Origin of the sequence: Pyrodictium delaneyi (assembly GCF_001412615.1) — an archaeon.
GTDB lineage: Archaea > Thermoproteota > Thermoprotei_A > Sulfolobales > Pyrodictiaceae > Pyrodictium > Pyrodictium delaneyi.
This window is the reverse complement of record NZ_CP013011.1, coordinates 110,627-137,221: the sequence shown is the minus strand read 5'-3', so window position 1 is coordinate 137,221 and position 26,595 is coordinate 110,627. Positions and strand designations below refer to the sequence as shown.

General features: G+C 52.2%; 21 protein-coding genes. 8 read left to right on the top strand and 13 right to left on the bottom strand.

Features of this window, described 5'->3' with window-relative positions; translation table 11 throughout:
• Positions 1-29 precede the first annotated feature (29 nt).
• Positions 30-1,463, bottom strand: a complete 1,434-nt coding sequence (locus Pyrde_RS00810; protein ID WP_055407386.1) for a phosphoadenosine phosphosulfate reductase domain-containing protein — start codon at positions 1,461-1,463, stop codon at positions 30-32.
• 159 nt (positions 1,464-1,622) lie between these two features.
• Between Pyrde_RS00810 and Pyrde_RS00805 the strand changes: the two genes are divergently transcribed.
• Positions 1,623-2,909 carry a phosphoadenosine phosphosulfate reductase family protein gene (locus Pyrde_RS00805; RefSeq protein WP_055407384.1) on the top strand — a complete coding sequence of 429 codons (1,287 nt, stop codon included), beginning with the start codon at positions 1,623-1,625 and terminating at the stop codon, positions 2,907-2,909.
• Here the strand turns inward: Pyrde_RS00805 and Pyrde_RS00800 are convergent.
• The 3 genes from Pyrde_RS00800 to Pyrde_RS00790 all read right to left on the bottom strand — a co-directional run bounded on the left by Pyrde_RS00800 (position 2,880) and on the right by Pyrde_RS00790 (position 7,073).
• Positions 2,880-4,634, bottom strand: a complete 1,755-nt coding sequence (locus Pyrde_RS00800; protein ID WP_055407382.1) for an ABC transporter permease — start codon at positions 4,632-4,634, stop codon at positions 2,880-2,882. The genes Pyrde_RS00805 and Pyrde_RS00800 overlap by 30 nt on opposite strands.
• A gap of 5 nt (positions 4,635-4,639) precedes the next feature.
• Complete coding sequence (locus tag Pyrde_RS00795; protein WP_143522181.1) at positions 4,640-6,016, bottom strand: ABC transporter substrate-binding protein; 1,377 nt, start codon at positions 6,014-6,016, stop codon at positions 4,640-4,642.
• Positions 6,017-6,086: 70 nt separating this feature from the next.
• Positions 6,087-7,073, bottom strand: a complete 987-nt coding sequence (locus tag Pyrde_RS00790; RefSeq protein WP_055407379.1) for a potassium channel family protein — start codon at positions 7,071-7,073, stop codon at positions 6,087-6,089.
• 91 nt (positions 7,074-7,164) lie between these two features.
• Between Pyrde_RS00790 and Pyrde_RS00785 the strand changes: the two genes are divergently transcribed.
• On the top strand, positions 7,165-7,938 hold the full coding sequence (locus Pyrde_RS00785; RefSeq protein WP_055407378.1) for a hypothetical protein: 774 nt from the start codon (positions 7,165-7,167) through the stop codon (positions 7,936-7,938).
• A gap of 37 nt (positions 7,939-7,975) precedes the next feature.
• Here the strand turns inward: Pyrde_RS00785 and Pyrde_RS00780 are convergent, their stop codons facing one another.
• Both Pyrde_RS00780 and Pyrde_RS00775 read right to left on the bottom strand, forming a co-directional pair.
• Positions 7,976-9,337 (bottom strand): TldD/PmbA family protein, encoded by a 1,362-nt coding sequence (locus Pyrde_RS00780; RefSeq protein WP_055407375.1) that lies wholly within the window; start codon positions 9,335-9,337, stop codon positions 7,976-7,978.
• Positions 9,338-9,410: 73 nt separating this feature from the next.
• Positions 9,411-10,787: a TldD/PmbA family protein gene (locus Pyrde_RS00775; RefSeq protein WP_231656761.1), complete on the bottom strand. Its 1,377-nt coding sequence runs from the start codon at positions 10,785-10,787 to the stop codon at positions 9,411-9,413.
• Positions 10,788-11,043: 256 nt separating this feature from the next.
• Between Pyrde_RS00775 and Pyrde_RS00770 the strand changes: the two genes are divergently transcribed.
• Positions 11,044-12,474, top strand: a complete 1,431-nt coding sequence (locus Pyrde_RS00770; protein ID WP_055407373.1) for a rhomboid family intramembrane serine protease — start codon at positions 11,044-11,046, stop codon at positions 12,472-12,474.
• Positions 12,475-12,582: 108 nt separating this feature from the next.
• Here Pyrde_RS00770 and proC read toward each other — a convergent pair whose 3' ends face one another.
• From proC to guaB, 3 genes are all read right to left on the bottom strand, one after another.
• On the bottom strand, positions 12,583-13,482 hold the full coding sequence (proC, locus tag Pyrde_RS00765) for a pyrroline-5-carboxylate reductase (protein WP_082419369.1): 900 nt from the start codon (positions 13,480-13,482) through the stop codon (positions 12,583-12,585).
• Positions 13,483-13,502: 20 nt separating this feature from the next.
• Positions 13,503-14,336 (bottom strand): sugar phosphate isomerase/epimerase family protein, encoded by an 834-nt coding sequence (locus Pyrde_RS10340; RefSeq protein ID WP_143522180.1) that lies wholly within the window; start codon positions 14,334-14,336, stop codon positions 13,503-13,505.
• 88 nt (positions 14,337-14,424) lie between these two features.
• Positions 14,425-15,831: an IMP dehydrogenase gene (gene guaB / locus Pyrde_RS00755; protein WP_082419368.1), complete on the bottom strand. Its 1,407-nt coding sequence runs from the start codon at positions 15,829-15,831 to the stop codon at positions 14,425-14,427.
• An 88-nt stretch (positions 15,832-15,919) separates the two neighbouring features.
• Between guaB and guaA the strand changes: the two genes are divergently transcribed.
• Positions 15,920-17,461: a glutamine-hydrolyzing GMP synthase gene (gene guaA, locus Pyrde_RS00750; RefSeq protein WP_257640417.1), complete on the top strand. Its 1,542-nt coding sequence runs from the start codon at positions 15,920-15,922 to the stop codon at positions 17,459-17,461.
• A 25-nt stretch (positions 17,462-17,486) separates the two neighbouring features.
• Entirely contained in the window at positions 17,487-18,365 is an 879-nt protein-coding gene (locus Pyrde_RS00745; RefSeq protein ID WP_055407357.1) for an alcohol dehydrogenase catalytic domain-containing protein, read from the top strand.
• Here the strand turns inward: Pyrde_RS00745 and Pyrde_RS00740 are convergent.
• Positions 18,362-19,567, bottom strand: coding sequence for an aminotransferase-like domain-containing protein (locus Pyrde_RS00740; protein WP_338050840.1), 1,206 nt, complete (start codon positions 19,565-19,567; stop codon positions 18,362-18,364). The two genes, Pyrde_RS00745 and Pyrde_RS00740, sit on opposite strands and share 4 nt — an antisense overlap.
• A 157-nt stretch (positions 19,568-19,724) precedes the next feature.
• On the opposite strand from Pyrde_RS00740, the gene Pyrde_RS00735 reads away from it, so the two are divergent.
• Positions 19,725-20,450 carry a hypothetical protein gene (locus tag Pyrde_RS00735; RefSeq protein WP_143522179.1) on the top strand — a complete coding sequence of 242 codons (726 nt, stop codon included), beginning with the start codon at positions 19,725-19,727 and terminating at the stop codon, positions 20,448-20,450.
• Here the strand turns inward: Pyrde_RS00735 and Pyrde_RS00730 are convergent.
• Together Pyrde_RS00730 and Pyrde_RS00725 are read right to left on the bottom strand one after the other, a co-directional pair.
• Positions 20,447-20,944: a hypothetical protein gene (locus Pyrde_RS00730; RefSeq protein ID WP_055407353.1), complete on the bottom strand. Its 498-nt coding sequence runs from the start codon at positions 20,942-20,944 to the stop codon at positions 20,447-20,449. The genes Pyrde_RS00735 and Pyrde_RS00730 overlap by 4 nt on opposite strands.
• Positions 20,945-21,131: 187 nt before the next feature.
• Positions 21,132-21,893, bottom strand: coding sequence for a KaiC domain-containing protein (locus Pyrde_RS00725; protein ID WP_055407351.1), 762 nt, complete (start codon positions 21,891-21,893; stop codon positions 21,132-21,134).
• 221 nt (positions 21,894-22,114) lie between these two features.
• Here Pyrde_RS00725 and Pyrde_RS00720 point away from each other — a divergent pair, with 221 nt between their 5' ends.
• A complete protein-coding gene (locus tag Pyrde_RS00720; RefSeq protein ID WP_055407349.1) occupies positions 22,115-22,618 on the top strand; it encodes a DUF2299 domain-containing protein in 504 nt (167 codons plus the stop codon).
• Positions 22,619-22,843: 225 nt separating this feature from the next.
• The gene (locus tag Pyrde_RS00715) at positions 22,844-24,427 is read left to right on the top strand and encodes a cation:proton antiporter domain-containing protein (RefSeq protein WP_055407347.1); all 1,584 of its coding nucleotides are present in this window, start codon (positions 22,844-22,846) and stop codon (positions 24,425-24,427) included.
• Positions 24,428-24,766: 339 nt separating this feature from the next.
• On the opposite strand, the gene lig is transcribed toward Pyrde_RS00715, so the two are convergent.
• Complete coding sequence (lig, locus tag Pyrde_RS00710; protein ID WP_055407345.1) at positions 24,767-26,578, bottom strand: DNA ligase; 1,812 nt, start codon at positions 26,576-26,578, stop codon at positions 24,767-24,769.
• Between the last annotated feature and the right edge of the window lie 17 nt (positions 26,579-26,595).

Here is a 26,595-nt window from a genome sequence, read left to right as displayed (position 1 = left end):
TGCTTATGCCTCCCGGGGGCTCTGGGGAGCTAGTAGCCACAGTCGGTCACAACGCTCGACGAGAAGCTACAAGCCGCCTCCTCTTCCGGCTCAAAATCCGCCGCCTTAGTCTTGCCGCGTAACCGCATCATGACGAAGCGTCTGTAGATAGGGCTACGCAGCAGCTGTAGGTGCAGCCTAGGCGTCGTCGTCAGCACGTGCAGCTCCCAGTTACGTAGGGCCGGACACATATAGCAACCTATCCGATAGAAGCCGTACTCATACATGGGGTTTAGCGGTACACCCTTCGACAGCACGTAGAGCTGTACGTGTGCTCCTCCCCAGAGCTTGATCGGCGCCGCCATGGTTATGTTGTCTGCTGGGCCCGGCCTAACAGGGGGCCGCGCGCTCCGGCGCGGCGATTCGGCGTCACGATCACCTACGAGGAGGAGCGTCCGACCTTCTGCAAGCTTCTTTACAACGCCTTCTATCGCTGCCACTTTGAGCCCGGTACACCATCTATTACTATGCGTCGGCATGGGTGCTACGCCCTCGAGCAGCATCTTATCGACGCCGCCGTAAGCCTCTACGTATTCTATGCCGAGCTTCTGGGCCAGCTCCTCAACATAGTGCTTGGAGAGAGGGAACTCCGTGCCAGTATCGCCGTAGACTACACGCACCTTATCACGGCCATAGAGGGTTATGGCAAGTAGAAGTATTGCTGTACTGTCCTTGCCCCCACTCCAGGGCACAACTATTGTGTCGAACTCTCCCAGGCTCTCTAGGAACCTTAGGGAAGCCCGCTCGTAGAGCTGGAGTATGCTCCGGTTCGCCTCCACCATTGCCTCAAGGTTCACATCCACTGGCTCATCGTCTCCGACTATGCGTGCCTGAGGCGTGAGTCCTTCATCCCTAACCTCTAGCTCGGCCCGCGGCTTAGGCCCGTTGTAGACTAGGTGCAAGCCGCCCCGTGTACGGACTACCAGGGGGTTGAGGCCGATTCGACCCCCTGCGAGCCTCGATACTATCTTCGCAAACCTACCTAAACCGATGAAGTTGTCAAAGCTAGGCTGGGGCTCCAAGCCCTCCAGGGGCTGGCCACGCCGGCGAGGACCTAGGAGAAACACCTTCCTAGCTTCGTCCCAGACCGCGGTTACTCTGATGACGGCACGGGCACGAGCTACCTCCGCGTAGAGCAGCTCAAGCCTCGCATTCCTTACCCGAGACCGCGGCACCACGTGTACTACGACGTTAGGCGGCACCTCCTCGATGAGCTCTCTTGCCGCGCGCCGATCCTCCCTGCCGAGAAGTACTATGTAGAAGCGGTCTGGCTCGATAATGCCGGATAGCTCGCGCAGCATTGCCTCGCCGCTGCGCGCCCCATGGAGCGTCTTGACGTCTATACCCCAGCCTGGATAGAAGCGCTCAATCATAGCTTTTACGGCGTCTGCATCGCGTTTACTCCTCGTTACGATGGTGAACATGGCTGTTCGCGCACCCAGTCTCCTCTCGACGGAGGCCCGGTCCCCGGCGCACCCCTACGATGTGTAGACGGCTGTGGAGGGGCTGATATAGGCGACTATAGGTGTAAGCATAGCCCCGGGCTCGGGCTGATGAAGGGTTGAGCCACCGAGGCCCCGGGTATGAGGAGACCGCCCCCTACACCCGTCCCTGACCACTACGGAGCACACTGGGGCATCGTTGCCGACGGCGGTGATCATGCAATGACTGAATTGTACCCTGTTATAGAGAGGGGCGAGCTACGTGGAGTAGTAGGCAGTGGGGGCGACGCTACAAAGATCTGTAACGTTGACGGTAGCTGCCGCTACTACCTATGGGTCTCCAGGAGCCGGGCCCTGGATGTTACCGGGCTCCTCAACCGTAGAGGCATACTGGAAGTAGATGCCGGGCGCGGGCGTGGTTTTGCGCCAGTAAGGCCATGGCTCTCTTCCCCGCCATACGTTCATGCCAGAGCCGTTCCTGACCTCGACGAGTATGCTAGGATGCTTGTCCGCATGGTCGGTAGAGAGCTGCGTGGCAGGACTGTGCTCCTGGGCTTTAGCGGCGGCAAGGACTCTGTGGCCGCACTCCTCACACTCCTCAAGCTACAAGAGTATGTAGACTTCCGACTCCATGTGATGTTCATCCATATACCGTTCCTGGAGAGCCCGCGTAGCGTCGAATTCGTCGAGAAGCTTGCATCACGGCTAGGCATTACTGTCGACGTAAGATCCGCCCCGCGGAGGGATATGAAGAGTCTCCTCAAGTGGAAGGGCATGCCTCGGCGCGGCTATAGGTTCTGCACTGTGTACAAAGCCAAGCCGATGAGGGAGGCTAGGAAGAAAGACCCGAAGCTGATAGAGGTGATAGGCGATAGGCTCACAGAGTCGCCAAAGAGGTTTGAGCGACTCTCAAAAGCTGCTGCTAGCCGAGTAGTCCTCACCGGTAGGAAGTTCCGGCCGACATACATGTTCACACTACCCGATATAGTGGCGATTGTCCGAGAGGCAGAGTTAGTCCATCCAGACTATCTAGATGGTGTGCCGCGTGTTGCCTGTGCTCTCTGTCCCTACAAGGCGCTCCACGAGTTCGAGAGTATACCATCCCTAGAGGACCCGGGGCTAATTGATGCCGTGTTCGAGAAGATGTGGAGGCGATGGTATAGCTGGACTAGCCTAGAGGAGTTCCGGGAACAACATCTGTGGCGGTTCAGCGCTAGGGATGCAAAGCCTCTGCTATACGCTAAGAAGATCCTGGAGGGAAGGGAGGAGCTGGAGGAGCTAAGGGCCGAGAGAATCTCAGAGATGTACCGACGTGCCTGGCAAGAGGGCGTTAACGCACCGGAGCTGGACGACCCCTGGAAGGCTGCCGAGCTAGCGTTGAGGGCGCAGCGGGCGGGACTACCGGTAGCTCTTCCTGAGGACTATTAGGGCTAGCTTGGCCTCGAGGACGGCTAGGGCTACAACCCCGGCATGGAGCACAGTGGTTGCTAGGGCGAGCACACCTGCATATACGAGCCCACCGTAGCTCATGTAGCCAGCTACAAGATACATGAGAGGTGCTGAATGCGTGAACCCACTAGAGCCCGCTAGGCCACCGATGGTTATTGAGAGGCTCACCTCTGTAGCTATACTCAGTCCCGTAAATACGATGGCTGGGTATAGCCTCTGGATAGCTAGTGGCGCGATTACCGCTCTCTCGATCTGGCCTGCTCCCGCTCCTAGTGCGGCTGCTGCCTCCTCTAGCTCGACCGGTATCGAGGCTACTACGGCTTGAGCCGCCTTGTAGAGTAGTGGGATCCTGCGCACAGTATACCCAGCTACAAGGTAGATCCATGGGCTTGTTATCGGGTCCAGTGGGGTGTCCGCGAAGAGGCTGTGAAAGACTATGTAGTACGCATAAGCCATGACTATGCCTGGCACAGCTACAGGCATGTCTATCAAGGCGTCGGCTAGGACTGCTAAGTGTCCCGTTCTCCGCGCAAGTACGTGAGCTGCCGGCAGCACTAGGGCCATGGATGCTGCCAGCGCTATAGAGGTGTAGAGAAGACTGTTAGCGATACCACGCGCTACGTCTGGCATACCTGCCAGCATCCTTAGAGAGTCTAGGCCGGGGCTTGGGAGGGGAGAGGCGACCCAGCTACCACTAATCCCATAGAGTATGGCTAGAAGTTTTACCAGCGCCGGGAGCCCCAGGGCAACAACCAGGACTGTAAGGGCTCCCAGCGCGTGCCTGTCGAGTCGTGGTAGTAGGCCCTCATACCGGCCGCCTGACTGGAGCCCACGGTAGGTCCGGGCTATGAAGGGGTAGCCGGCAAGGAAGATCGCTAGTGACGCCGTCAACAGTATCACACTGTAGCCCAGCGCTGTGGGTGACACAGTACCGGTTACAGACTCCATGAAGTAACTATAGGCCCGGTAGGCCAACAGGCTCCTAGCGCCCGGATCCATCTGGAAAACGAGTGGCCCAGCTACATCGTCGAGGCTTAGTACTGCTGTCAGCGCCGCCGAGGCTGCGAGAGCCGGGCCGGAGAGACGGGCGACAAGCCTAGCTAGTTGCAGCCCACGGGCCCCTAGCTGTAGCGCAGCCTCTACAGCCTCACGGCTGAGGCCAGAGACGTAGCCATAGAGGACTACGAAGGCTACTGGCGTAAACACCGTTACCTGGTAGAGCGCTACGCCAGCTAGGCCCTGCACAGCCAAGCCTAGGCCGAGCGGTCGGAGCACCAGATTTACAAGACCATGGTCTGGGTCAAGCAGCCTACGCACGACATAGGCCTCGACAAAGGGGTATGGGAGCAGCGATACCAGGACCAACACAGTCGCTACGCGGCTAAGGACCCGGTAAAGGAGAGCCGCTAACGCGGCTAGGAAGCCTAGGAGCGTCGAGACTAGAGACACTACTAGCGCTAGGGTCAGGCTGTTGGGTATAACGCCGAGGCTCGGCCCCCGTAAGACTATGATGCTCCGGTCGCCGAGCTTCACTAGTTCTACAGCAGGCCTGCTAGTTACTGGAGCAAGGCTTCCAGGCTGCTCTATGGCTAGCCTAACACCCTCAAGGAGGGCCTCCGGCGAAAACATGACGGCAAGAGGGGCTAGGAGGAGAACGACGACAAGGAGGACTGTAGGCAGCACCAGCCAAAGCGGTGTATGCATCGCTGCTAGCCCTTCTCGCGGAGCATAGCTAGTATGTTCTGATACCTCTCTATCGCAGCCTCCTTGACAGCGTTATAGAACTTGTCGCGGTCGGCACCGTTGGCCAACTTGCTGTTTATCTTCTCAGCGTACTCGGGCGTGAATACCTCCTCGTTACCGCTCCACGGGTCGCGTATCTTTAGTGGCGAGCCTAGCTTCGCTATTATATCCATGTACTCGCTCTTCGTCAGCTTACCCTGAGTGTAGAGATCAGCTAGCAGACTGCCTATCTGCTTGAGTAGGGCGTTAGAGTCGCTATCAGCTATTGCGGCTTCAAAGTATGTTGTGACTGCGAGATCCATCTTGGAGGCTAGGTCGCGGTCATAGTCGAATATGTTGTCCTTGAGTTCGTTGTATATCCTCTCTACCCAGTCTATTCCCGAGACAGGCCTTACTGGTATGTAGTAGAAGAGCCTAGCTAGTGCGCGCTGACCCTCATCGCTCAAGAGCCATAGGATGAACGCTTGTGCCTCTACGGGGTGCTTACTACCCTTAGCCACCGCTGCTAGCGAGAGGTAGAGTATACCTTCACCCCGCGGTATCATGAACACAGCGCCCTTGCCTACCCGTTCAGCTTCAACACCATAGCCGATGTAGGCCGGCGCAACACCTACTACACCCTCTGCTGCCTGGTCACGTGCTGTCTCAGAGCTATCTACTATCCCTGCCTCCATTCCTATCACTGTTAGTAGGCGCCAGCCGTCATCCCAGCCATACTTCTGGAGGATACCATGTACAATCGTCCTTGCAGTGCCGCTCTTGCTTGGCCTCGGGAAGGATACCGTATAGCTTGCCGAGGCTAGAGGCTTAATGTAGACGGGGTCCTCAAGGCTTCCCCACGTCTCGGGTACTGGTAGCTCGTAGCGCTCAAGGAACATCTTGTTGACTATATAACCGTAGACAGCCTGGCCTACAGCTATCCAGCATATGTCGCCGCTGCCGGTTCTACCGATGTACCGACTATCGAGCTCAGCTGCTATGTCTAGTAGCTCTTTGAGGCTTATCGGTGCTAGTAGGCCCTCTCTACAGAGTCTGTCGTATACCGGCTTCTCGCCTATGAAGAAGGCGTCGACCTTTCCACTTGCCGCGAGGTCGGGCCACTGGGAGTAGTCGAGTTTACGGAATTCTACATCAACTATATTGTACTGCTTAGCTATACTACTGTTAAGGAAGGCTTCTCGTAGAGCCTTCTGCTCTTCCGGGGACAAGCGAGTAACTATCACGAGTTTGACCTCGCTAGCCTGACCCCCTGTCGAGGTGAGAACATAATAGGCTGTGAACATGCTCAGGCCAAGCACCATGAGCGCTACTATTGTTACCACTAGTTGTCTCTCGGTCGGCATGGCCTGCTCTATCCCTCTCAAGATGCTGGCAACACGCCCTAGAGAGGATATAAGGTCTTACCCGGGGCTTCTAGCTGTTGACTATTGATATCAAGCGGTCACCCTCTTTTATCACATAGTTCCCCGGCGGATTAACTACAACGCCATTACTAGTGCGCACAGCTATGGGTATCTTGTTGTACCTAGTCTTAGCCTCTACAAGTACATCACTAAACCTCATACCCGCGAACTGTAAGGCATCCTCCTCGATCACGTCTGCTTTGCCCAAGGTGCTGCTAGCTAGGTCTATTATCACTTGCGGCACAGAGGGCTCGAAGATAAAGCTCGCAGCAAGCATAGCCGCTATAGTCACTGGAACAACATGGTTTGCCCCAGCTTGCTCTAGTATCTCTATATTCTCATCGTCTACAACAAGCGCGATTATGTCGGCCTGTTTGCTCGCCTTCCGGGCGTGTAACACCTCGAGTACTGCACGTGAGTCGTCAAGCTCTGTGACTACGATGTACCTTGCTTGGGATATAGCGGCCTTCTCTAACGCGTTGCGATCCAAGGGATCGCCACGTACTACTTGCACGTTTTCGTCTACTGTTAGGGGTACTTTTTCATCTACTATTACTATGTCCGCCTGGGGCACATTAGACTTGAGTTCTCGTATGAAGACTGGCGTTAACGGGCTCCAGCCTAGGACAACTATGTGACCGCGTTTCTTGACGCTGCCTACGCCCAGGATGCGCCGTGTAGCGCTGTCGACAAGAGCGTCTGCTACGACTCCTATGAGCGCCGTGAAAGCTGCTATCCCGGCCACAGCTACTATTATCGCTACTATTTTGCCGGGGAGAGTTGTCGGTGTTATATCACCATAGCCTATAGTCGTGGCTGTTATGAACGCCCAGTAGAGTGCATCAAGGAAACTCATGCCCGGGTTAGCACTGCGCTCAAACATGTAGAATATTGCTGCGCTTATGACGAGTATCGTTGTGAGCGTGGCAAGCACGATGCCTATTATCCTTAGCCGTTTCAGCGCTAATTCACCTCCAGACAGCCACCTATCCGTCATGCCGGGGCTGTGTATCCAGTTTCATGCAGAGCAGGGCTGGGAGGATAATTGCTCCCCTCAATGCTCTACGGCTAGACTTGGAGTTGCTGGCATGCATAATGTTCGGGAGGAGCGTGGCAGATACCTAGCCCCGGAGTCGTGGCTTATACCGATTATTCAGCATACTGCTAGCCGCCTCAAAAGTCTCGGCTTCAAGGCCGACGACGAGTTCATAACATTGTTTGCATCTGTTCCTGCTGCACACGTGACCGGTTTTGAGCCCCTCTACGAGTACGTAGTAGATGCGTACTATGAACTAAAAGAGGCTAGTGAGGAAGCACCATTACTCACAGAGCCGCGATACAGACCATGGCTGGACATGCTTGAGGAAGAGGTTGAGGCGCTTGCAGTCTTTGAGGAGCATCTCTCCGATAGCTCTACAGTCTTCCATGCCGAGCCTATACTGGCGGCAGCCGCTCTAGGCCTAGGCGTTGATAGTAGGAGTCTAGGTTGCTGGCCAAGCAGCGGGCTACGGAGAGTACCGGGTAGACAAGGCATCCTTATCGAAAGGAAAGGAGCTAAGAAGTATTTGATAGCGCCTCAGAGCCTCTACGTGCTAGCTGCTGCTGGCCTTAGCGCTGCCGGAGTTGAGCCTCCAGGCAGTGGTATTGCTGTGCTCCCCGACCCAGCCCTCATAAGACGACACGTGGCAGAGCTAAGGCTACCCCTCAACGAGGCTGCTGAGAAGCTCGTAGAAATCGTGAGAAGCGCTGCACATGAGGCACAACGTCTAGGCGTGTCAGAGGCGTGTGTATCCGAGGAGTTTCTAGCAATAGAGTATGTTATACGGGGACCCGGGCACATCAGAGTCAAGTATCTCTGCTGAACACGCCCGAACCAAGGGAAAGAGGTTAAAACTATGGCTAACCTTTGGTGGCTACTGTTATACCACTGAGCCTAGCCCATGGCATGTATACACCGGGGTAGGCCCTCTCTAGGGTCTTTCCAAGCATCTCAATACTAGATGCTACTTCTCTATAGAAGTTGCCAGCTAGGACTGCGCCTGGTACCCATCCCCGCGGCTCGCCATTCTCGTAGTATATGGCCGGATTAGCGAGGACACTATACTCACCGGTGTCCGAGCTCGCTGTATGTGCACCCTGTATCTGATGTATGACTAGTACCTTGCCCTCTAGGAGTTCTTCGGGAGCTGCATCACCCGGCTCTACTACTATGTTTGTATAGCCAGGTATTGGCCGCGACGCGTAGCCATCTCTGGACGCGTTCCCAGTACTCTCCCTGCCTGCTCTTCCAGCCCAGTAGCTGTCGAATATGAATTCACGAACGACGCCCTTCTCCACAAGGGCTTTCCTGGCCGTTGCTACACCCTCGCCGTCGAAGCGCCATGTGCGGTCCCCACCTTTTAGCACACCATCATCTACTATCGTTATCTTCTCAGAGAGTGCTTGCTCGCCCAGCTTGTCGCGGTAATAGCTCCTACCCTGCACGTATATGTCGCCGCGGAGAGAGTACAGCACTGTAGCCCCCATGAGTTCTGCTAGCACTTTAGGTGCTAGCACCACAGTGTACCTACCCGTAGGAAGGTCACGGTAAATTGTTGTACATAGCTTTGCCGTTTCTGCAGCTCTCTCTACTACACGGCTAGTCTCGGGTATAGCCACGCGGCTCGCATCAAATTCGTAGATCATCGGCGTGACTAGGCCCTCCTTCCTTATAGTCACCCCCGCAGTCACTACGGCTGTCGTGCCTACGTCAATACGGTAGACCCCATTAGTGTTAACTACTGCGCGTTCAACCCAGTAGACCGAGATACTTCCACGAGCAAGCACGAGGTCACTGACCGCCGACGCTGTGTCTAGCATCTCGCGCGCATGCTCTAATACAGTCTCGGGCTCTATCCGCGCCAGTACCGGGTTGAAGATATTGCCTGGCTCAGGGTAGCTGCGACTCGGCTCCGGGAAGCCATGCCACCACCTGTCCTCTGGTGCCACCTTTGCCTGCTTCACAGCTCTCGCTACAGCTTCCCTAACATCCCGGAACTCGAGCCCCGTAGTGTAGGCGAAGCCCGTCCGCTTACCAACAGCCACCCTTATCCCAACACCCGCATCATCTATAACTTCCAGAGTCTCAATCTTGTTAGTCCTGATGTCTATGCTATAGCCACGTGCCACCGAAACGTATACCTCTGCTTCTGTTGCACCCTCACGTATAGCCCACCGTGCAGCCATGACACCTAGCTCTGCGGGGCTAACCCGGCTAGACATAACCACAACCCTCCACCAATTACATAGCTCTAGACAAGAAGAAAGAACATCTAGGAGAAAGCAGCCGCAACAGCTACTCACGTCCACCCACAGTCATTTTGCGTACCCGGACGTGTGGGCCACCGTCGGAGACGTAGACTAGCTGTCCCTTACCGCAGCGACCGTAGAAGAGCCCGAAGTCCTTAGCGACAGCATCTATGTTGAGGAGCGTCTCAAGGGTATTACCTACTATGCTTAGATTGCGCACCGGTTCGCCAACTTCACCGTTGACTATCTCGTACGCCTCCTCTACTCCTACCTGGAAGCTTCCATCTATGTTTGTCTGACCACCTGCAGTCGATACTATGTAATAGCCGAACTCTATTCCCTCAAACAACTCCTCTACGCTATGATCGCCTGGGAGCATCAACGTGTTCCTCATACGGACTAGAGGCGGATAACGGAACGACTCTGCCCGCGCGTTGCCCGTAGGTTTGGCATCCAGTAGTGCAGCGTGGATACGGTCAGTCATTATCTGGCGGTGTATACCCTTCTCGACAATAACAGCTTTAGCTGTTTTCACACCTTCGTCGTCGTAACGCAGCGTGCCAAAGCCATCGTCAACTGCGGGGTCGTCAACTATGGTGACTAGGCTGGAGGCTACTTGCTGACCCTTCTTGCCCTGGAGTGCACTACCAGCCTCTACCAAGTCGGCCTCAGCTAGATGCCCAAAAGCCTCATGCACGAAGACACCAAGAGCTTCAGGAGCTATGACAACCGGGAAGTTACCCGCTCTGGGAGTTTTAGCCCGGAGTTGCCTCTGAAGCCTCCCAAGGAGCTCCCCGGCCGCCTTCTCCTGGCTCATCTTCTCCCATAGAGTATAGCCCTTTATGGTGCCTTGCGTTATGTGCGCTGAGCCACGGACGCCCGCCTCAGCGCCAAATAGGGAAGCGTAGAGGTAGACTAGTTCACGCTTCTCGCCCAGGTACCTCTCCTCTGTGCTAGCATAGTAGCGCTCCTCGCTACGCTCATTATACACTATGAACCTCGACTTTACGAAGTCTTTCTCTGCTACAAGTTTATCAAGCTCCATCACGTCCTTTAGCTTCACGTCTATAGGTACATCCTCTATGCTCCTCTTAACAGGATGCTCATAAAAGTCTTCAGCAGGGTCAAAAAGCATAGGCTTAGTCTGCTTACCCGGCGCCGCACGTGCTAGCGCGTGAGCTTGTTCTAGTGCACGGCGCAGCGAGTCTAGGCTTACACGAGTAGTGAACGCAAATCCTATAGAGCCGTTTGCATAGACACGCACAGCTGCACCATAGTCTATGCCTGATGAAACGTTAATCACACCATCACGTAGCTCTATACGTGTAAATCTGGTGCGTTCGATGCGTATTTCTGCAAACTCTACACCCATTCGCGACGCGTAAGATATGGCTGACGCGAGAACATCCATTATCTCGTCCAACTCTATATGCACCTCTAGCTATTAGAGTACATGAAGATGTGTATTAAGGTGCACGTGGCCAGCAAGAGCAGCCTTTCTATACGCCCTATCCAGTATCTTGTCGATACCGTGTTTGGGGTATTAGAAGGGTGCCCTGGACGTGCTAGAGATACAGTAAATCCTAGTGGTCTAGTTTACACACTTCTTTTAGATCGCCACAGAGCGTGCCACCTACGTTATTAACTTATACAGTAGGGGACACAACATATGGAAGAACTTGGAAGTTAGAAGAGGTGCTCTAGCCCTGCACGCTACTAGAGGACCACGTCTACCGAGGTTCACTCGCGAACTCCCCCTGGCAATAGAGGAAGGAGCACCCTTCAACACAATGACGCCATGGATAACCTACACAATAATAGCTATTAACATATTCATCTACGTTATCACGTCATGGCGAGCCGGCTTCATAGCCAGTACAAATGATTGGATCGTGAGACTCGGATTTGTACCACTCTACATGCTCCTAGAGCCCGTCTCAGCATACAAGATCTTCACAGCCATGTTCACACACGCAAATATATTCCATATACTGTTCAACATGTACTTCCTTTACTTATTTGGTAGAGCTGTCGAAAGAACGCTAGGCCACACAAGATATCTAGTCCTCTACATATTGAGCGGCATCTTCGCCGCGCTATTTCACACAGTATTCATGTTCATACAAGATCCTAATGGATTGGCTATTCCAAGCGTAGGTGCCAGCGGCGCTATAAGCGGCATATTGGGAGCATACATGATGCTATACCCAGGCACAAGACTCGTCGCATGCTTTCTCTTGCTCTTCTTCCCAGTATGCTTCGAGCTGCTCGCCGTCTACTACCTGTTATTCTGGTTCATGATACAAGTCTTGGAGGGCTACCTTTCTGTAACCAGCACGGTGGCATTCTTCGCACACGCTGGCGGCTTCATAGCTGGAATAGCTCTTCTTCCATTATTAGTTGATCGAACCAGGCTAGCAATAATGAGAATGTATGCAAGTGCGCGCAGACTGTTCGGAATAATAGTGTTTATACCAGAATTCTACAGGAGACGTGGACTAAGCCCAACATCTAAGACCATATTGTTGGCATTGATAAGTATGTTACTCGTAGGCTCTACTGCTGCATTTATATTCTCTACTACCGTTGACGTAAAGTTTGCCGGATATAATGTAGAGTGGCGTTCCACCGGACCCATACATCGTGATGTAGCATTCCTAGGTATAGCTAAGGCGAGAGGCACCATTGTTCCCCTGCTCGAGGCTACAGAGACTATTGAAGCCAGAGTGCTGATAAACACACTAGCAGATAGCGGCTTGCTATACAATCCTAACCTGGCGGGTAAACAGATAGTTCTTGCTGCACCGCAATTAAGAGAATCAGCGATAGTTGTCGACATTACACAGTTCCATCGCCTAAAGGTAATGATAAGGCCATATTACTTTGAGGGGGCCTATAACACGGAAGGTTTTCTAACCAACGGCTACGTTGAAGCATCACTTATGGCTATAAACACGCGAGAGAACATAGCAGCACGTTTGACACTTATAGCCCTAAGGAGCCCGCAATTCCTGGTAGAATCTATATCCTTGTTATCACTTGTAGCGACACTTACAAGCATATATGTGGTAGCGTACAGGGACGAAGAGTATGTGATAACCCCCGAGTAATTCGGGAACTGGGATGAAGGGCCGGGATGAAGATGGCCGTGAACCCTAACCCCCAGGGGATGGGGAGGTGTTTCAAGGCTGACCGGCAAGCCTTAGCTACATACCCCGTCAAACAGAGCTTGAATTGGTATTTTCATACTGCTCCTCTATGCTTTCCTCTATCTCCTTTGCAAGCTTTCTAGCACGGGCTGTAGCTCTTTCTACCGCATCTATGAGCGCCGATTTCATACCCTTACCTTCTATCACCTTTAAGGCCATTATAGTTGTACCGCCTGGCGTAGTTACCTCGTCGCGCAACTGGGCTGGATGAACCGGCCTTGTTCGTAAGTACTCAGCCGTACCTATTATCGACTCTAGCACTGCGTCGTACGCTAGGTCGCGCGGGATCCCGACAGCTAGTGCTGCGAGGATCATAGAGTCTATGAATTCCGCTATTATCGCTGGCCCAGAGCCAGCTACCGCCGTCCACGCGTCTATCAATTGCTCGGGCAGTTCATAGACGCTTCCCATACAAGAGAGAAGGCTCTTTATGATCTCCCGGTACTGAGCATTCTTGGGCACCACCAAGCCTGTTACGCTTCTTTTTACAGCAGCGTTGAGATTAGGCATTGCACGGTATACTTCGGCGCCTGGTAACGTCTTGCGTAGCAGGCGGAGAGGTATACCAGCCATCACTGATACTACAGGCTTACCAGCTACATGACTTCCTATCTGCCTTGCAAGTGCAGGATACTGGTACGGTTTGACTGATATGAATACTACCGAGGCCTTTTTCACAGCATGGACATTATCGCTTGTTGCCTCAAAGCCTTGCATACGCAGTCTCTCTATACGTTCCTTTCTTCTAGCTGTAGCTATAACGTGGACTCCACAATCAGAGAACGAGCGGGCCATTATACTGCCTATCTTACCGGCGCCCAGCACCGCGACTGTTAGGTTAGAAAGGCGGAACTCGCATCCCTCGGCACCGGTAATGGTCACGGCGAAGCCGCGTCTAGAAATAAACATTGCTCCCGGAATCCTAGGGTCTATTCATTATACTGGCCGAGTAGTAGTTCTCTTGTCGCTGCAAACGCCGCTACTATATGGAGGCCACAGATCTTTGGTTCTTCTCTACAGTCTATTTCTACCACTATACGTTTGAGCGCTCCCTCGGGAAAGAAGCGAGCATTACTCCAGTCTATCGAGCCTGTACCTGGCATCGCATGCTCGTCTACCCTACCATTATTGTCATGCACATGCATACATGCTATGGACATGTCAGCAAATATCCTAGCAGCATCACTGAGATTGTAGCCGTTTAAGTTAGCGTGTCCGGTATCCAAGCATACTTTGAGCATAGGGCTATCGATACGTTTCACTAGCTCTGCTAGTTTCTCGAGGCTACGCCACGGCTGGCTATGTGCTGCATTTTCAACCGCTATAATCGATAGGCCCTCACGCTCAGAGTGCTCAGCGAGAAGAGCGAAGAATCTCTTATTAAGCCATTCTACACGGTGTGCACCAACATGTTTTGCAGAAAACGGATGAAACACTACAACTTCAATACCATAGCTATATGCCATCTCCATGAGCAGCTTAGCCTCGGCTACAGCATAATCCACTCCTCTACCCAGGGCTAACAGGAAATATTCTTCCCAGGGCGCATGGAGCGTAACAGGATCAACACCTATCTTGTTAGCTGTTAGGAGTGCCCAGCGAAAATGAGTCAAGACAGATGGGTCGTCTACTCCGCTACGCTCAAGGTTAGCGTAGTTTATATCGATCCTGTTGAAGCCCAATTCATAGAGCTTCTCGATACTAGGGACTAGTGGCAGCGGCAATGTCCGGGTGGATGCTATGAGGTTCTTATATAGTTGCACAATACTCACCTACTAGCTAAGGATATTCTAATAATAGCTCTTACTAGCTCCTAGATTAAAAGGTTAAAACACACAAAACTTGTATCGCCTAGTTCGTCTTGACGACACCAGTATATGCTCCTATCCTACTCGTTATCCTTGCGAAACGTGCCGTCCTCCAAAGCTCTGGTATGGATGATGCACCTGCATAGCCCAGTCCCGCCTTGAGTCCTTCGACAAATTCGAGTATTACGCGGCGTATTGGCCCGCGATACTCTACTAGACCCTCTATGCCTTCCTCGACACGTTTAGCTACCCTAGAATACCGGTCTGCAGCATACCGCCTCTCAAGCGCGCCACGGCTGGCCATGCCCCGGTATGGCTTGTAGAGCTTACTGCCAATCCTTATGAGGGGGGCAGCCGCTTCATCGGTGCCAGCTAACATGTAACCAGTCATGACGGCAGAGGCGCCCGCTGCAAGGGCTTTGACCGCGTCGCCGGGACCTCGGATACCACCATCAGCTATTATCGGGATTGAGTCAAGCTTTACACCCAGCTCTTCTAGAGCGCTACGGGCCTGCATTACCGCGAAGAGAGTTGGTGCCGCTATACCGGCTACACCGCTTGTAGTACAGATAGAGCCTCCTGCGATCCCCATCCTTAGGCCGTCAACTTTTTCGATCTTGGAGAGTGTGTCAAGTACACCCTCTCGAGTACCTAGATTGCCCGCCACAAAGTCGGTTGATATACTCTTTACGAGCTTCTTGGCAGCACTGATCACGTTGACGTTATGGAAATGAGCAACGTCAGACACAAGAATATCCACAAACCCGTCTAGCGCCTGGGCCCTCCTGATGTCGAAAGGCGATATGGCTGCTGCTACTCGTAGCCTCCCCTCCTCGTCGAGCGCAGGGCTATAGACCGCTAGAGCCTCGTGAACTGTTACCGCGCCAAGGAACCTGCTCTTGAGCGTTACAGCCGCCGCGTCCAGTTTCCCACGCTTCACAAAGTCTATCGCTTTACGCTCCTCGCCCAGCTCGAAGACTGGGCCAGGCTTTGTCAGCTTAGCTACCGGCGTGCCACAGCTACACGTCTCGAGCTCCGCGAACTCCACATACCCTTTGACGGTCTCAGCTGCATCAACTACTGGCAGCTGGCGCACGCCCAGCGTTCTCATGGTTTCTCTCACGCGGCAGCACTCCTCGCCCTCGTATACAGCTATATCCGCTAACTCCACTATTGGATGGTTCTTCACCTTCTCCACGTGGCGGCGCTGTTCCTCGACCGACATGTTCCTGTGTATAACCCCTATTCCACCCAGAAGGGCAAGGACGACTGCTAGCCTCCACTCGCTAACAGTATCCATAGGAGCCGAGAGGAGCGGCACATTGACCGCAACGTTGCGTGATGCTTTACTTGTTATGTCTACTTGCCACGGCTCGACAGGGCTGAGAGCTGGCACGAGGACTACGTCATCGAAGCTGAGGGCTTCAACGAGTCTTGTATCCTGCGCCAATATCCTGTAACCCGTGTGCCGGGCTGCGTGAGAGCCGGACTAATAATCCCCCGGCGGGCAGGGCCAGGGCAGCACGGGGGTATAGGCCCTGCAGAAGAGGGATAAGATAGTAGTAGTAGGCTTTGGAGGCCAGTACATGCATCTCATAGCGCGGCGGCTACGAGAGCAAGGCTTCTATGCCGAGATAGTCCCATACAACATGCTTAAACGGGAGCAGCTGGAGGACCCAAGTGTCAAGGCGATAATCCTCTCAGGTGGACCTCCGAGCGTCTACGCTCCTGGTGCTCCTCGCATCCCCGGATGGATACTGGAGATTGGCAAGCCGGTACTTGGTATATGTTATGGTTTTCACCTCCTCGCCGAGATGCTCGGAGGCAGAGTAGACCGGGGTTGCAGAGAGTACGGGCGCACAATGGTACGGGTGCTGGATCCCAGCGACCCTCTCTTCGAGGGCTGGGAGGCAGAGGAGCAGACGTGGATGAGCCATGGCGACTGTGTCCGCGAGGTGCCACCCGGCGCCCGTCTTTTGGCGGTCAGCGAGAACGGCTACGTGGCAGCCTTCCGGAAGCAGCACGGCGATACAGTGGTCTACGGCGTACAGTTCCACCCAGAGGTATCCCATACTCCGAAGGGGCGCCAGCTCCTATCCAACTTCGCTAGGCTAGCAGGAGCCGAGCCGTGGTGGAGACCAGAGAATCTCATAGACTCCCTCGTCTCTGAGCTACGCGAACGCGTGAAGGAAGGAAGGGTTCTAGTCGCTGTCAGTGGCGGAGTAGACTCAACAGTCACAGCTGTACTACTCCAGCGTGCTGTAGGAGACCGCCTCCTAGCTGTGCTAGTGGATCACGGATTCTTCCGGGAGGGCGAAGTCGAAGAGACCGTCAGGATACTGAAGTCTGCTGGAATAGAGCCACTAGTCATAGACGCACGGGAAGAGTTCTTCGAGGCTGTTAGGGGCGTCAGCGACCCCGAAGAGAAGAGAAAGCGTATCGGCGAGATGTTTGCTAGGATATTCCAGAGAATAGTCAAGGAGAACCCTGATATAAGATACCTGGCCCAGGGCACCCTTTACCCCGACGTGATAGAGTCGGGTGCCGCACCCGGAGCCGACCGCATTAAGAGCCACCATAACGTAGGCGGGCTGCCTAGCTGGCTAGGCCTAGAAGTTATCGAGCCTCTTCGAGAATTCTACAAGGACGAAGTGAGAAGGCTAGCACTAGCCCTCGGATTGCCACATGAGCTTGCGTTCCGGCATCCTTTCCCCGGGCCCGGCCTAGCTGTGAGAATTATCGGCGAAGTTACTCGAGAGAAGTTAGAGATCGTCCGCAAGGCTTCACGTATAGTCGAGGATGAGCTTAGACGAGCTGGACTCTATGAGCGAGTCTGGCAAGCATTCGCCGTGGTCGGTGACGATCGCTGGGTTGGTGTGAAGGGTGACCGTAGAGAGGAGGGCCACATAGTGATCGTAAGGATCGTGGAGAGCGACGACGGTATGACAGCTGACTGGACACGCGTACCATACGAAGTGCTAGACCGTATATCTAGGCGCATAACGGCAGAAGTACCCGGCGTAACAATGGTAGCCTATGCAGTCACTACTAAGCCTCCAGCAACAATAGAACCCCAGTAGGAGCCGCGACGGGTGTAAACAGTTCTTGGCCTCCGAGCACACTGCCATCATTTGGCGTGGAGAGCCGGTAAGCGAGCCACGTTTTCCACCACTAGTTCCACAAGGCTGGGTACTCCTACGAGTAGACTATGCTCGCTGGTGTCCTATTGACGATGCCGTGACCGCTGGCCTTCTGCCAATCGAAAGCGGCACCGTGATGGGCTGTTCGGGCACTGGTACAGTGCTAGAGCTAGGCGTAGATGCCGATACGTCTCTAGCGGGTCGAAGAGCTGCACTCATACGCATTGACGAGGACTATGCCCCGCCTCTCCAGGGAGATGGATTTCTATCACGCTACGTAGCAGTGCCCACAACACACATAGCAGAGATTGATGAGATAGATCCGGTCTCTACCTTCCTTCTAGACGCTTCCCTAGCTTGCAGCACCGCAAGAAGGCTAGACTATGCAGACCACGTGCTAGTCATAGGCTGTGGCAGCTTTGGTTTATTTACATCTATCATCCTCGCCGACAACGGCTACAACGTTGTTGTGCACACTAGTAGCCCGGACACCCAGCGGCTAGCTAGGAGACTTGGCCTCGAAACCGTTGATAGAGTTGACAATAGACGTTACGATGCCATAGTAGCCGCGTCTCTCAACGTCCACAAGGTAGAGCAAGCGCTATCAGCGTCTAGGCCCTCCATGGTAGTACTACATCCGGTCTATGCCTTCTACGGCTGGCCGGCTTGTAGGAAGTGTTGGTCGCTAGAGACGTTTATACCGATGGGAGGGGAGGCTGGCTGTGCACGCAAGCTCTTAGAAAGACTGCGTCAAGTTGTGGAGGAAAACATCGCCGTAGTCGAGGGCTTATCGCCTCCTCCGGGGATCGGAGGACCGATCCTAGGCTATGTTTTCCGGCTTTAGCCCTGGTATTCTCTTATTGCTTCTGCTATCCGTCTTACACCTTCACGTATCTCCTCCGGGCTCGGGTAGCTAAAGTTGAGCCTCATTGTGTTCTCTCCACCACCGCTAGGGTAGAACGAGTCACCAGGCACGAATACTACTCCCTTTTCTATAGCCTTCTCTAGCAGCTTTCGGCTATTCACACCCTCGGGGAGCCACACCCAGACGAAGAGGCCGCCTATCGGCTTCGTCCACTTGATACCTTCTGGCATATATTCTTCAAGTGCTGCTAGCATCGCGTCGCGCTTCTCACGATAAAGCCTCTTTATAAACGGTATATGTCTGTCTATAACGCCACGGTTCATGGCCTCTGCTGCTATGTACTGGCTTAGCGTAGACGTGTGTAGGTCTATCTCTTGTTTCACAAGCTCCATTCGGGATATGAGGGGGTCTGGGCCTATAGCCCAGCCAAGCCGGAGCCCAGGGGCCAGTATCTTGCTCACAGTACTGAGATAGATAACCCTACCACTACGGTCGAGGGTCTTTAGCGGCTTCACGTCCCGTTCCTCGAATGCTATGAAGCTGTAGGGGTCGTCCTCGACTACGATTAGGTCGTATTCCTCAGCTAGTTCTAGCAAGTGTCTCCGTCTATCCATTGGGAGCGTAGTACCAGCTGGGTTATGGCATGTCGGCACAGTGTATATCATCTTGAGTCTTAGCCCTTCACTTTTCGCCTTTTTGAGCACTTCTTCGAGTTTATCAGTACGCATACCGTCCTCGTCTATTGGAACCGTTAGGTAACGTACCCCTATTCCCCGGAAAGCCTGGAGTGCTCCAAGGTATGTAGGCTCCTCCGTGACCACATAGTCTCCAGGGTCGAGGAAGGCGCGGCCTAGAAGGTAGAGGGCTTGCTGGCTACCAACGGTTGTTATTATACCATCTCCCTCATTCACTGCCACACCATGCCTTATTGAGAAGTTCTTAACCGCTTCTAGAAAGTAGGAGACACCGCGTGTCGGGCTGTATTGGAGGGCTTTCTCGCCAAACCTCTCTATAACCTCTCTTGCTATCTTTGCTATCTCGTCCTTAGGGAAGCTACGGGGATCCGGGAGCCCGCCTGCTAGGCTTATCACGTTCCCTTTCTCAACTATCTTCAAGAGTTCACGTATATCCGAGGCCTTTATCGAGCGCACATATTCCGAGAAGAATTTAGAGTAGTCCACTATGCAGACACCCGGTTTCCCCACCGTCTCAGCAAAACTTAAACACTTACCCGCGAAGTGCAGCCAAAGATCAGCAAAGGAGGGGTTAACACGTGATACCACTCTAGCCCGTCAGCTGGCAAGCTACTAGGTGGAGACACTAGGGGACATGATATCCATGGAGTCTCTGGGGCTTGAAGAGGCCATAGAGCGTGCAAGAATCCTCCTAGAGGCTGTGTCCCGCGGCGAGTATTGTTGTCTACGCTTCGGCCTACCATATGTAACACCAAGTCTTCTAGCGAGTCAAGTATTTTGCGAGAAGAAGCTAGAGTATAGCTTGTTGAATGAAAGCGAAGATGAGAAGGCCAAGAGGGTTAGCGAGGCACGCAAACTGGTAGAGGTACTTCTCGAGGCGCGGCGCCACCTACCCCGGCAGCTGGATAGGTTTACGCTTTCATTCCCAGTTGCCGCCGTAGTTGAGGGTGTGCCTATAATCGGCAGACCTCATGCCGTATACTTTGAGGACGGACATGTAGCTGCTATTGTTCTTGGAAAGATTACTATGCGTCCCTCAAAACTCTATGACTCCGATAGGGTTAAGCTCTATGCTTACGCTTTGACGCTGGCTTATGCAGGGTTTCCTCTGACTAGCCGGACAAGACTCGTACTAGTAGCCGCCAAGGACAATAAGAAGTTGATAGATGCGTTGTCGTCCCTAGACCCCGGCTCTGCTAGACCGTTTCGGGGTGACGGCGCCGCTATACACGTGTTAGCTCATGACGTACATGTCGAACTGGAGACCGTGTCTAATCTCCTCGCCTACTGGAAAGGAAACAGAGCGTCGACTGCAAGGCAAGGACCCTGGTGTTCTAGCTGCCCCTTTAGGGAGCTTTGCAAGAACTAGTACGGCTCGCCTAGACTCTCCAACACTATATCGTAGATCTTATTGAACATCATGGCGTACATTGCTGAATGAAGTCCAAAAGTTATCATGTTGAGCACTATATCCATAGGAGTAACATTTATCTTGCCTCGCATTCTTTCACATCGTGAGAACATCTGAAGCACATAGTACAAGGGCACAACATAGCCTAGCGGGAACACACCTATAATGAAGCTCGTCGCGTCAGGACGCGGTAATCTGCATAACTCTGCGACAACACCGGCTAGCCTGTATATCCTATATACAGCAGAAACTAATATAGGGAGCGCTATTATGTACGCAACCATAAACGCTTTCTCCACGAGAACAGGATTCATCCCAACATTGAGTAATGCTACAGGCAACACTGTTGAGAAAGCCGAGAAGATCCCACCAAGAGCTATAGTCGCACGGGGAGCCGATAGCGCTAGCATCCTCTTAACAGTATAGTCAGCAGACTTGATATTCTCATTCACGGCTTGTAGCCCCGAGAGTGCTGCAAGGGTCTCCTTAAAGGCATAAAAATAGAGCTATCCTACCCTATTTGTTACTGGACGGCGGTGTGGTGCGCCTGCGACGACGATACCGCAGCCCCACACTGAGCCCGGGGCTGCGGGATGCTGACGAAGAGCCGTGCCGAAGCCGTCCACTACTCAAACCCGTTTAGCCTATACTTTCCTCAAAGACGCCTCTTCTTGTGACCCTTAGTACCTTATTCGGATAGATTACTATGCCCTTATCTGTTATCTCGAACGGATGCCTCCTCATGCTGTGCTTGGTGCCTCTCATCTTCCAGATTAGTATGCTTCTCTTAAGCTCTCCTTCAATCTCGTCTAGATCCAGCCTTATAATACCGTCAGCTGCATGCTCTACGCCTGGGCCGCCGAACCCTCTCTCAGTCACGGATACTTGGCTGACTAGGAAGCTTGTAGTACCTAGACCACTTAGGACACGCTTTAGCATCATTACTACGCTCCGGGCCACGCTGGGCTTGGTGAGGTATAGGGTTGATACTGAGTCTATTACTACGCGCTGAGCTCCAGTGTCCCTTATGGCCTCCTTAAGGACGTCTATCAGTAGCCCCACGTCAGTAGGGTCACGTACCACATAACGCTCCCTTTTTGCGGCTTCTCCTATACCACCAGTGAATGCATCTACTATTGCAAATACACCTTCGCGTTCATAAGGCCGTACATCCCAGCCGAACTGGCTCATGTTTATACGGACTTGTACAGGATGCTCCTCGAGCGCAACATAGACACCAGGCTCACCCATCTGTAACCCGTTCCAGAGGTATTGTTGACTCATAATCGTCTTGCCAGTCCCCGGTCCACCGCTCAGCAGCACTACATTCCTACGCGGAATACCACCATATAGTATCTCGTCTAGACCGGGAATCCCGGTCTTTACCCGCTCTACGGGCATATATCTTCACCCTCCACAGTAATATAGAGATCATACACAGTATTATAAAGTGACACCAGACGCTAGTAGCTAGTTCGCAACAGCTAGGAACAAAACACCAACATCAGCTATTATTGTAGCTATCTCCGCACTAGTTATCTCTAAAATCCTAGCCCCACGCACTCTATTAGGGCTCGTATATCCCTAGAGTATACATCCTGGTCTAGAGAGGCTGGCTAACTATGACACAAAATTCTAAGGACAGAGTTACTGCATGGCTAACGAGTGCCGGATTCATAGTCGCTCCGCTCAACACAGCCCTCCCATCTAATGCTGAGTGGGGGCTAGCAGTATCGACACCACCCCCTGTACAAGTTAAGCTTAGAATCTTTGGACTAAAGACCGGTGGAATAGTAATAGGTATGGGTGTTAACTTCTCTGATAAGCACAGAGAGGAACTAATACGGTTACCAGTCGAGGAACGTATCAGATTCTCCGCAACAATGCTTGACCGCGTTCTCTCCATATGCCCGTATTGCCGTATAGCGCTCCAAGGTGGCGTTACCTCCCCCGTAGCGCTGGTTGCTGAGATACTACTTTTCAACGATGAGATTACAAGGCAGCGACTCGTGGATGATTCTGCCAGACTTGTAAACGTGTTCCTAATAGTTAATGCATTATTGTGGGAGAAGTTTCCTCATACTATTACAGCACCACAACAATCGCAAAGTTCCTCGTTTATCTAGCTTCCAGCCCTAGCAAGAGGAAACTCTAAAAGCACGTTAACAGATGCAGCGAGCCCCTAGCTAGGGGCGAAGCGAGTTCGCAATTCAACTCTCTCTTTGTAAGCTAAATTGTTTAATTTTGATATAATAAATAATTAATGAGAGAGTTACAAGTTCATCTATGCCGCGGTACATCGACAACATGGTAAGGATTTATACAATAATTGTTAGGAGGGCTAGACGCATATGCATGAAACCGTTCATGCTGCGGTCTTAGTTGGTATGCTCCTTCTCGCTTCCAAGATAGGCGAAGAGGTTGCCGAACGAACCCGTTTACCGGGCTTCATAGGCTCGGTACTTGCTGGCTTGGTTCTAAGTAGTGCTGTATTAGGTGTTGTTACACCAGAGGATCTGGAGTCTGCATCACTTCTTTTCATGCTAGGTATAAACTTTACACTATTCCTTGCAGGTATAGAAGAGCTCTCTAACCCTTCACTTCTAGTACCACGGCGTCAAGACATCATTGCAACATTTCTCCTACTTTCAGGTTCCATGATTTCTACCCTCGCCGTGTTATGGATTCTCACCGACGTTTCCCTACGGACCGCCTTGGGCATAGGTCTTATAATGAGTATAATCAGTGCAGGACCATTGATGAAAATACTCCTCTCTAAGGGAACTCTTGGAGAACGTGAAATAGCTGCAATGAGAGTTGGCCTTCTCGTTGAGATAGTCAGCCTTATACTCTTCAACACTGTAACCCAGGGCTTTAATGTTACTAAGCTTGTTCAGTCAGCTGCATTCGTAGCACTAGTTTACATGGTTGGCAGACACTACCTCGACGAGATTTTAATGTTTATAGAGAGACATATGGCTGTAAAAGAGGCACCGTTCGCCATAGTAGTAGCAATGGTTATAATGGCAGGTTACATAGCTGAAGCCCTCGGCTTCAATGCTGCTGTAACCGCCCTTTTGCTAGGCGTCTTTCTCTCAGAGTATATGGAACTCCGCCCGCTATACCTTGAGCGTATAAGAGCATTCACTTACGGCTTCTTAGAACCATTATTCTTCATCGGCATAGGTGTTCATGCCATACGCCCATCAGCAACTACTCTATTAATTTCTGCAGCTCTCTTGCTCGCCGCATCACTCCCAAAGATAGCAATAGCCTCAATGGAGGGATTCCAGGGAAGGGAACGACTCATATACCTAGCCAAGGGCGGTGTTGACGCAGCACTGCTACTTTCATTACTTCAAGCAAAGCTCCTAGGTTACAACATGTACACAGCCACGCTTGTAGCAGTTATAGCTTCTACAATATTGTCATCGTTGTCCTTCCGTGTCTCAGAGCGTAAACCCGACGCGCTCCGGCTAAGACTACGCGACATAGATCTCGACATGGATATAATCCATGTAGATGAGCGAGCCGAGTACGCAGCAAAAATAGTCTCAGAGAAAGGAGCTGCAGTCGTTGTAGACGAGTATATGCGTCCTGTAGGTTACGTTACAGCCGAGGATTTTGTTGAAGCTGACCCCCAGTTACTGAGGCGCCTGCCGTTGCGCTTCTTCCTGCGAACTGAGGTGCCGATAGTTCCAGCAGATAAAACTCTTGTAGAGATACTTTCAGATATATCGCTGCTACATGAACCAATCATAGCTGTTGTGAATGATCGAGGCGAGATCATAGGAACTATAACTACTAGGAAACTATTATCACTATTACTCCGACCCTCAGCTAAGAGGAAGGAAACCTCAATGCCAACCGGGTCTGAAAATGGAAGGGGAGGCTCTGAAGCGCCGGCCCCACAACATCCCCGAGGAGAATCCTAGAGAGTATCCTCGGGTTCTACGGATCCACCTTTTTAGTAAGGCTCTCTGCATGGGGTCCCTCTTCATAGCCCCCAGATTCCTATCCTTTCATCCTATACCCTTTTAGGGCATACTATACTCTTAAAGGAATGATGTATGAAGGAGAATGGAGGGTATAATGGGCTCGGCGAAACTCTGAACAGTCATAGCCACAGCGGAGGCTCCTACTTGCCGGGTAGTCCTCATAGCCGAGTTATACGACATCATACCAGCCAGTATTATGTGAAGATGAATAAAGTTTATTCACTTGCTGTTATACAGCATAATGTGTCGAGCTAGTTTTCAATCTATACCCTGCATCTAGGTCTGCTCTTTTACCTTTCTTAGTTGTCGCTGGTACATCTCATATAGCTCCTTTGTGGTTGTTGCATCCTCAGGACCCTTGTCTGGACGCCACCTTATGAATCGCGGGAATCTTATTGAGATACCTGCTCCCTTCTTTGCCCAGCCATAACAACATGTATGTATTGGACTTAGTGTTAACTCTGCACCTATAATCTCGGCTACTAATGCCGGCTCAACCCATACATCTGGCTTCATCTGGCTATCAACACGAGCCGGTTTATGGTCACGTATATATGGTTTTAACATATCGTCTAAGCGTTCTAGATCTTCGTCAGTGAAGCCACTGCCAACCTTACATACACTCTTGAATGTATCAGTGTCAGGGTCATAGGCTGCCATGAGCAATGCTCCAAACTTGCCACCGCGCCGACCCTTACCATAAAATGCTCCTATTACTACGAGGTCCACAGTATCATTCATTTCGGACTTGTAGTCACGCTTATACTTTATCCATAGCCACCCGCGGGAGCCTGCTTGGTATATGCTACGGTCATGCATAGCCTTTGCCATCACACCTTCTGCTCCGTCCTCTATAGCTTTGAGGAAGAATGTTTCTAACTCTTCGGGGCTATCTGTCACTATACCTTTTGCTATTTGCCACCGGTCGCTCGGTTCTATGATTTTTTCGAGCATTTCATGTCTCTTGGGCAGTGGTTTCACTGTCAAGTCGTTGCCATCTACGTAGACTGTATCAAAGAGGTATACCGCGACTGGGATCTCAGATAGGACTATGTGGATATCATGTTTGCGACGCCGATGCATTAGAACCTGGAAGGGCCGTAGCTCACCCGTATCTGGATCTATGGCTACTATTTCACCCTCTACTATGGCTTCCTCGACTTTTATGCCTTTGCGGGCCATTTCTACTACATCCGGGTACATATGTGTTATGTTCTCTAGACGGCGAGAGAATATCCATATCTTATCTCCTTTTTTATGTATTTGAGCCCGTTCACCGTCATACTTGTATTCTACAAGTGCCCTACCACCAAGTTTTTTCAATATCTCTACTGGATCATTGAGTCTTTCAGCCAACATAGGCCTAATTGGTATACCCACTTCAGGCTTAATGTTTTTCAGAGTATCCACGCCCTCTGTAGCCAGTATCTTAGCTATCATACCCAAGTCTGCGCGCAAGTTGTAAGCTCTCTCTACAATACTTCTCATAGCCGCACTGCCAGCGTATACTACTGCAAGAGCCTCCATGATTGTTGCATCTCCTACTCCTAACCTTAGACGTCCTTCAACGAAACGTGCAATATATTTGGCCTCTTTGGGAGAAGCCTCAGCTAGCAGCCCCGCGAGCAACTTTAGCTTTATGTCTCGGCTTCCCTCTCCTTGCGCCAGTGCTATCTTTGCCAATGTATCGTAGACTTTCTCAACGGTAAGCCCTGTTGTACTTGTACTCGGCTTCTTCATGAATGCTAGTAGTCCTGGGGCTGAAGCTTTCTTCTCTTTCTCAGTCTTAATTATCTCTATAGTACGACCTATGTCACCTAGTCTTTTAGCCATCTGTTCTAACTGATGTTCAGAGACATGGAGTGCTATAGCAGCTGCTTTTATGAGAAGCTTTTCGCCAACACCAAGCTCTGGCAGGCCTTTCCAGTCGGGCCAGAGCTTACCCTGTAGGAAGTAGACAACCTTGTCTATCACATCCGGTGGTGTCTTCTTGAAGAGTTCTACCAGGTACAAGAGCATCTGTGTACGCGATGTGACCCGCTCCAGCTTCTCGAAGGTTTCAGCCAGTGTGGAGAATGGCATAGGCATAACTCGCACATCCCTTA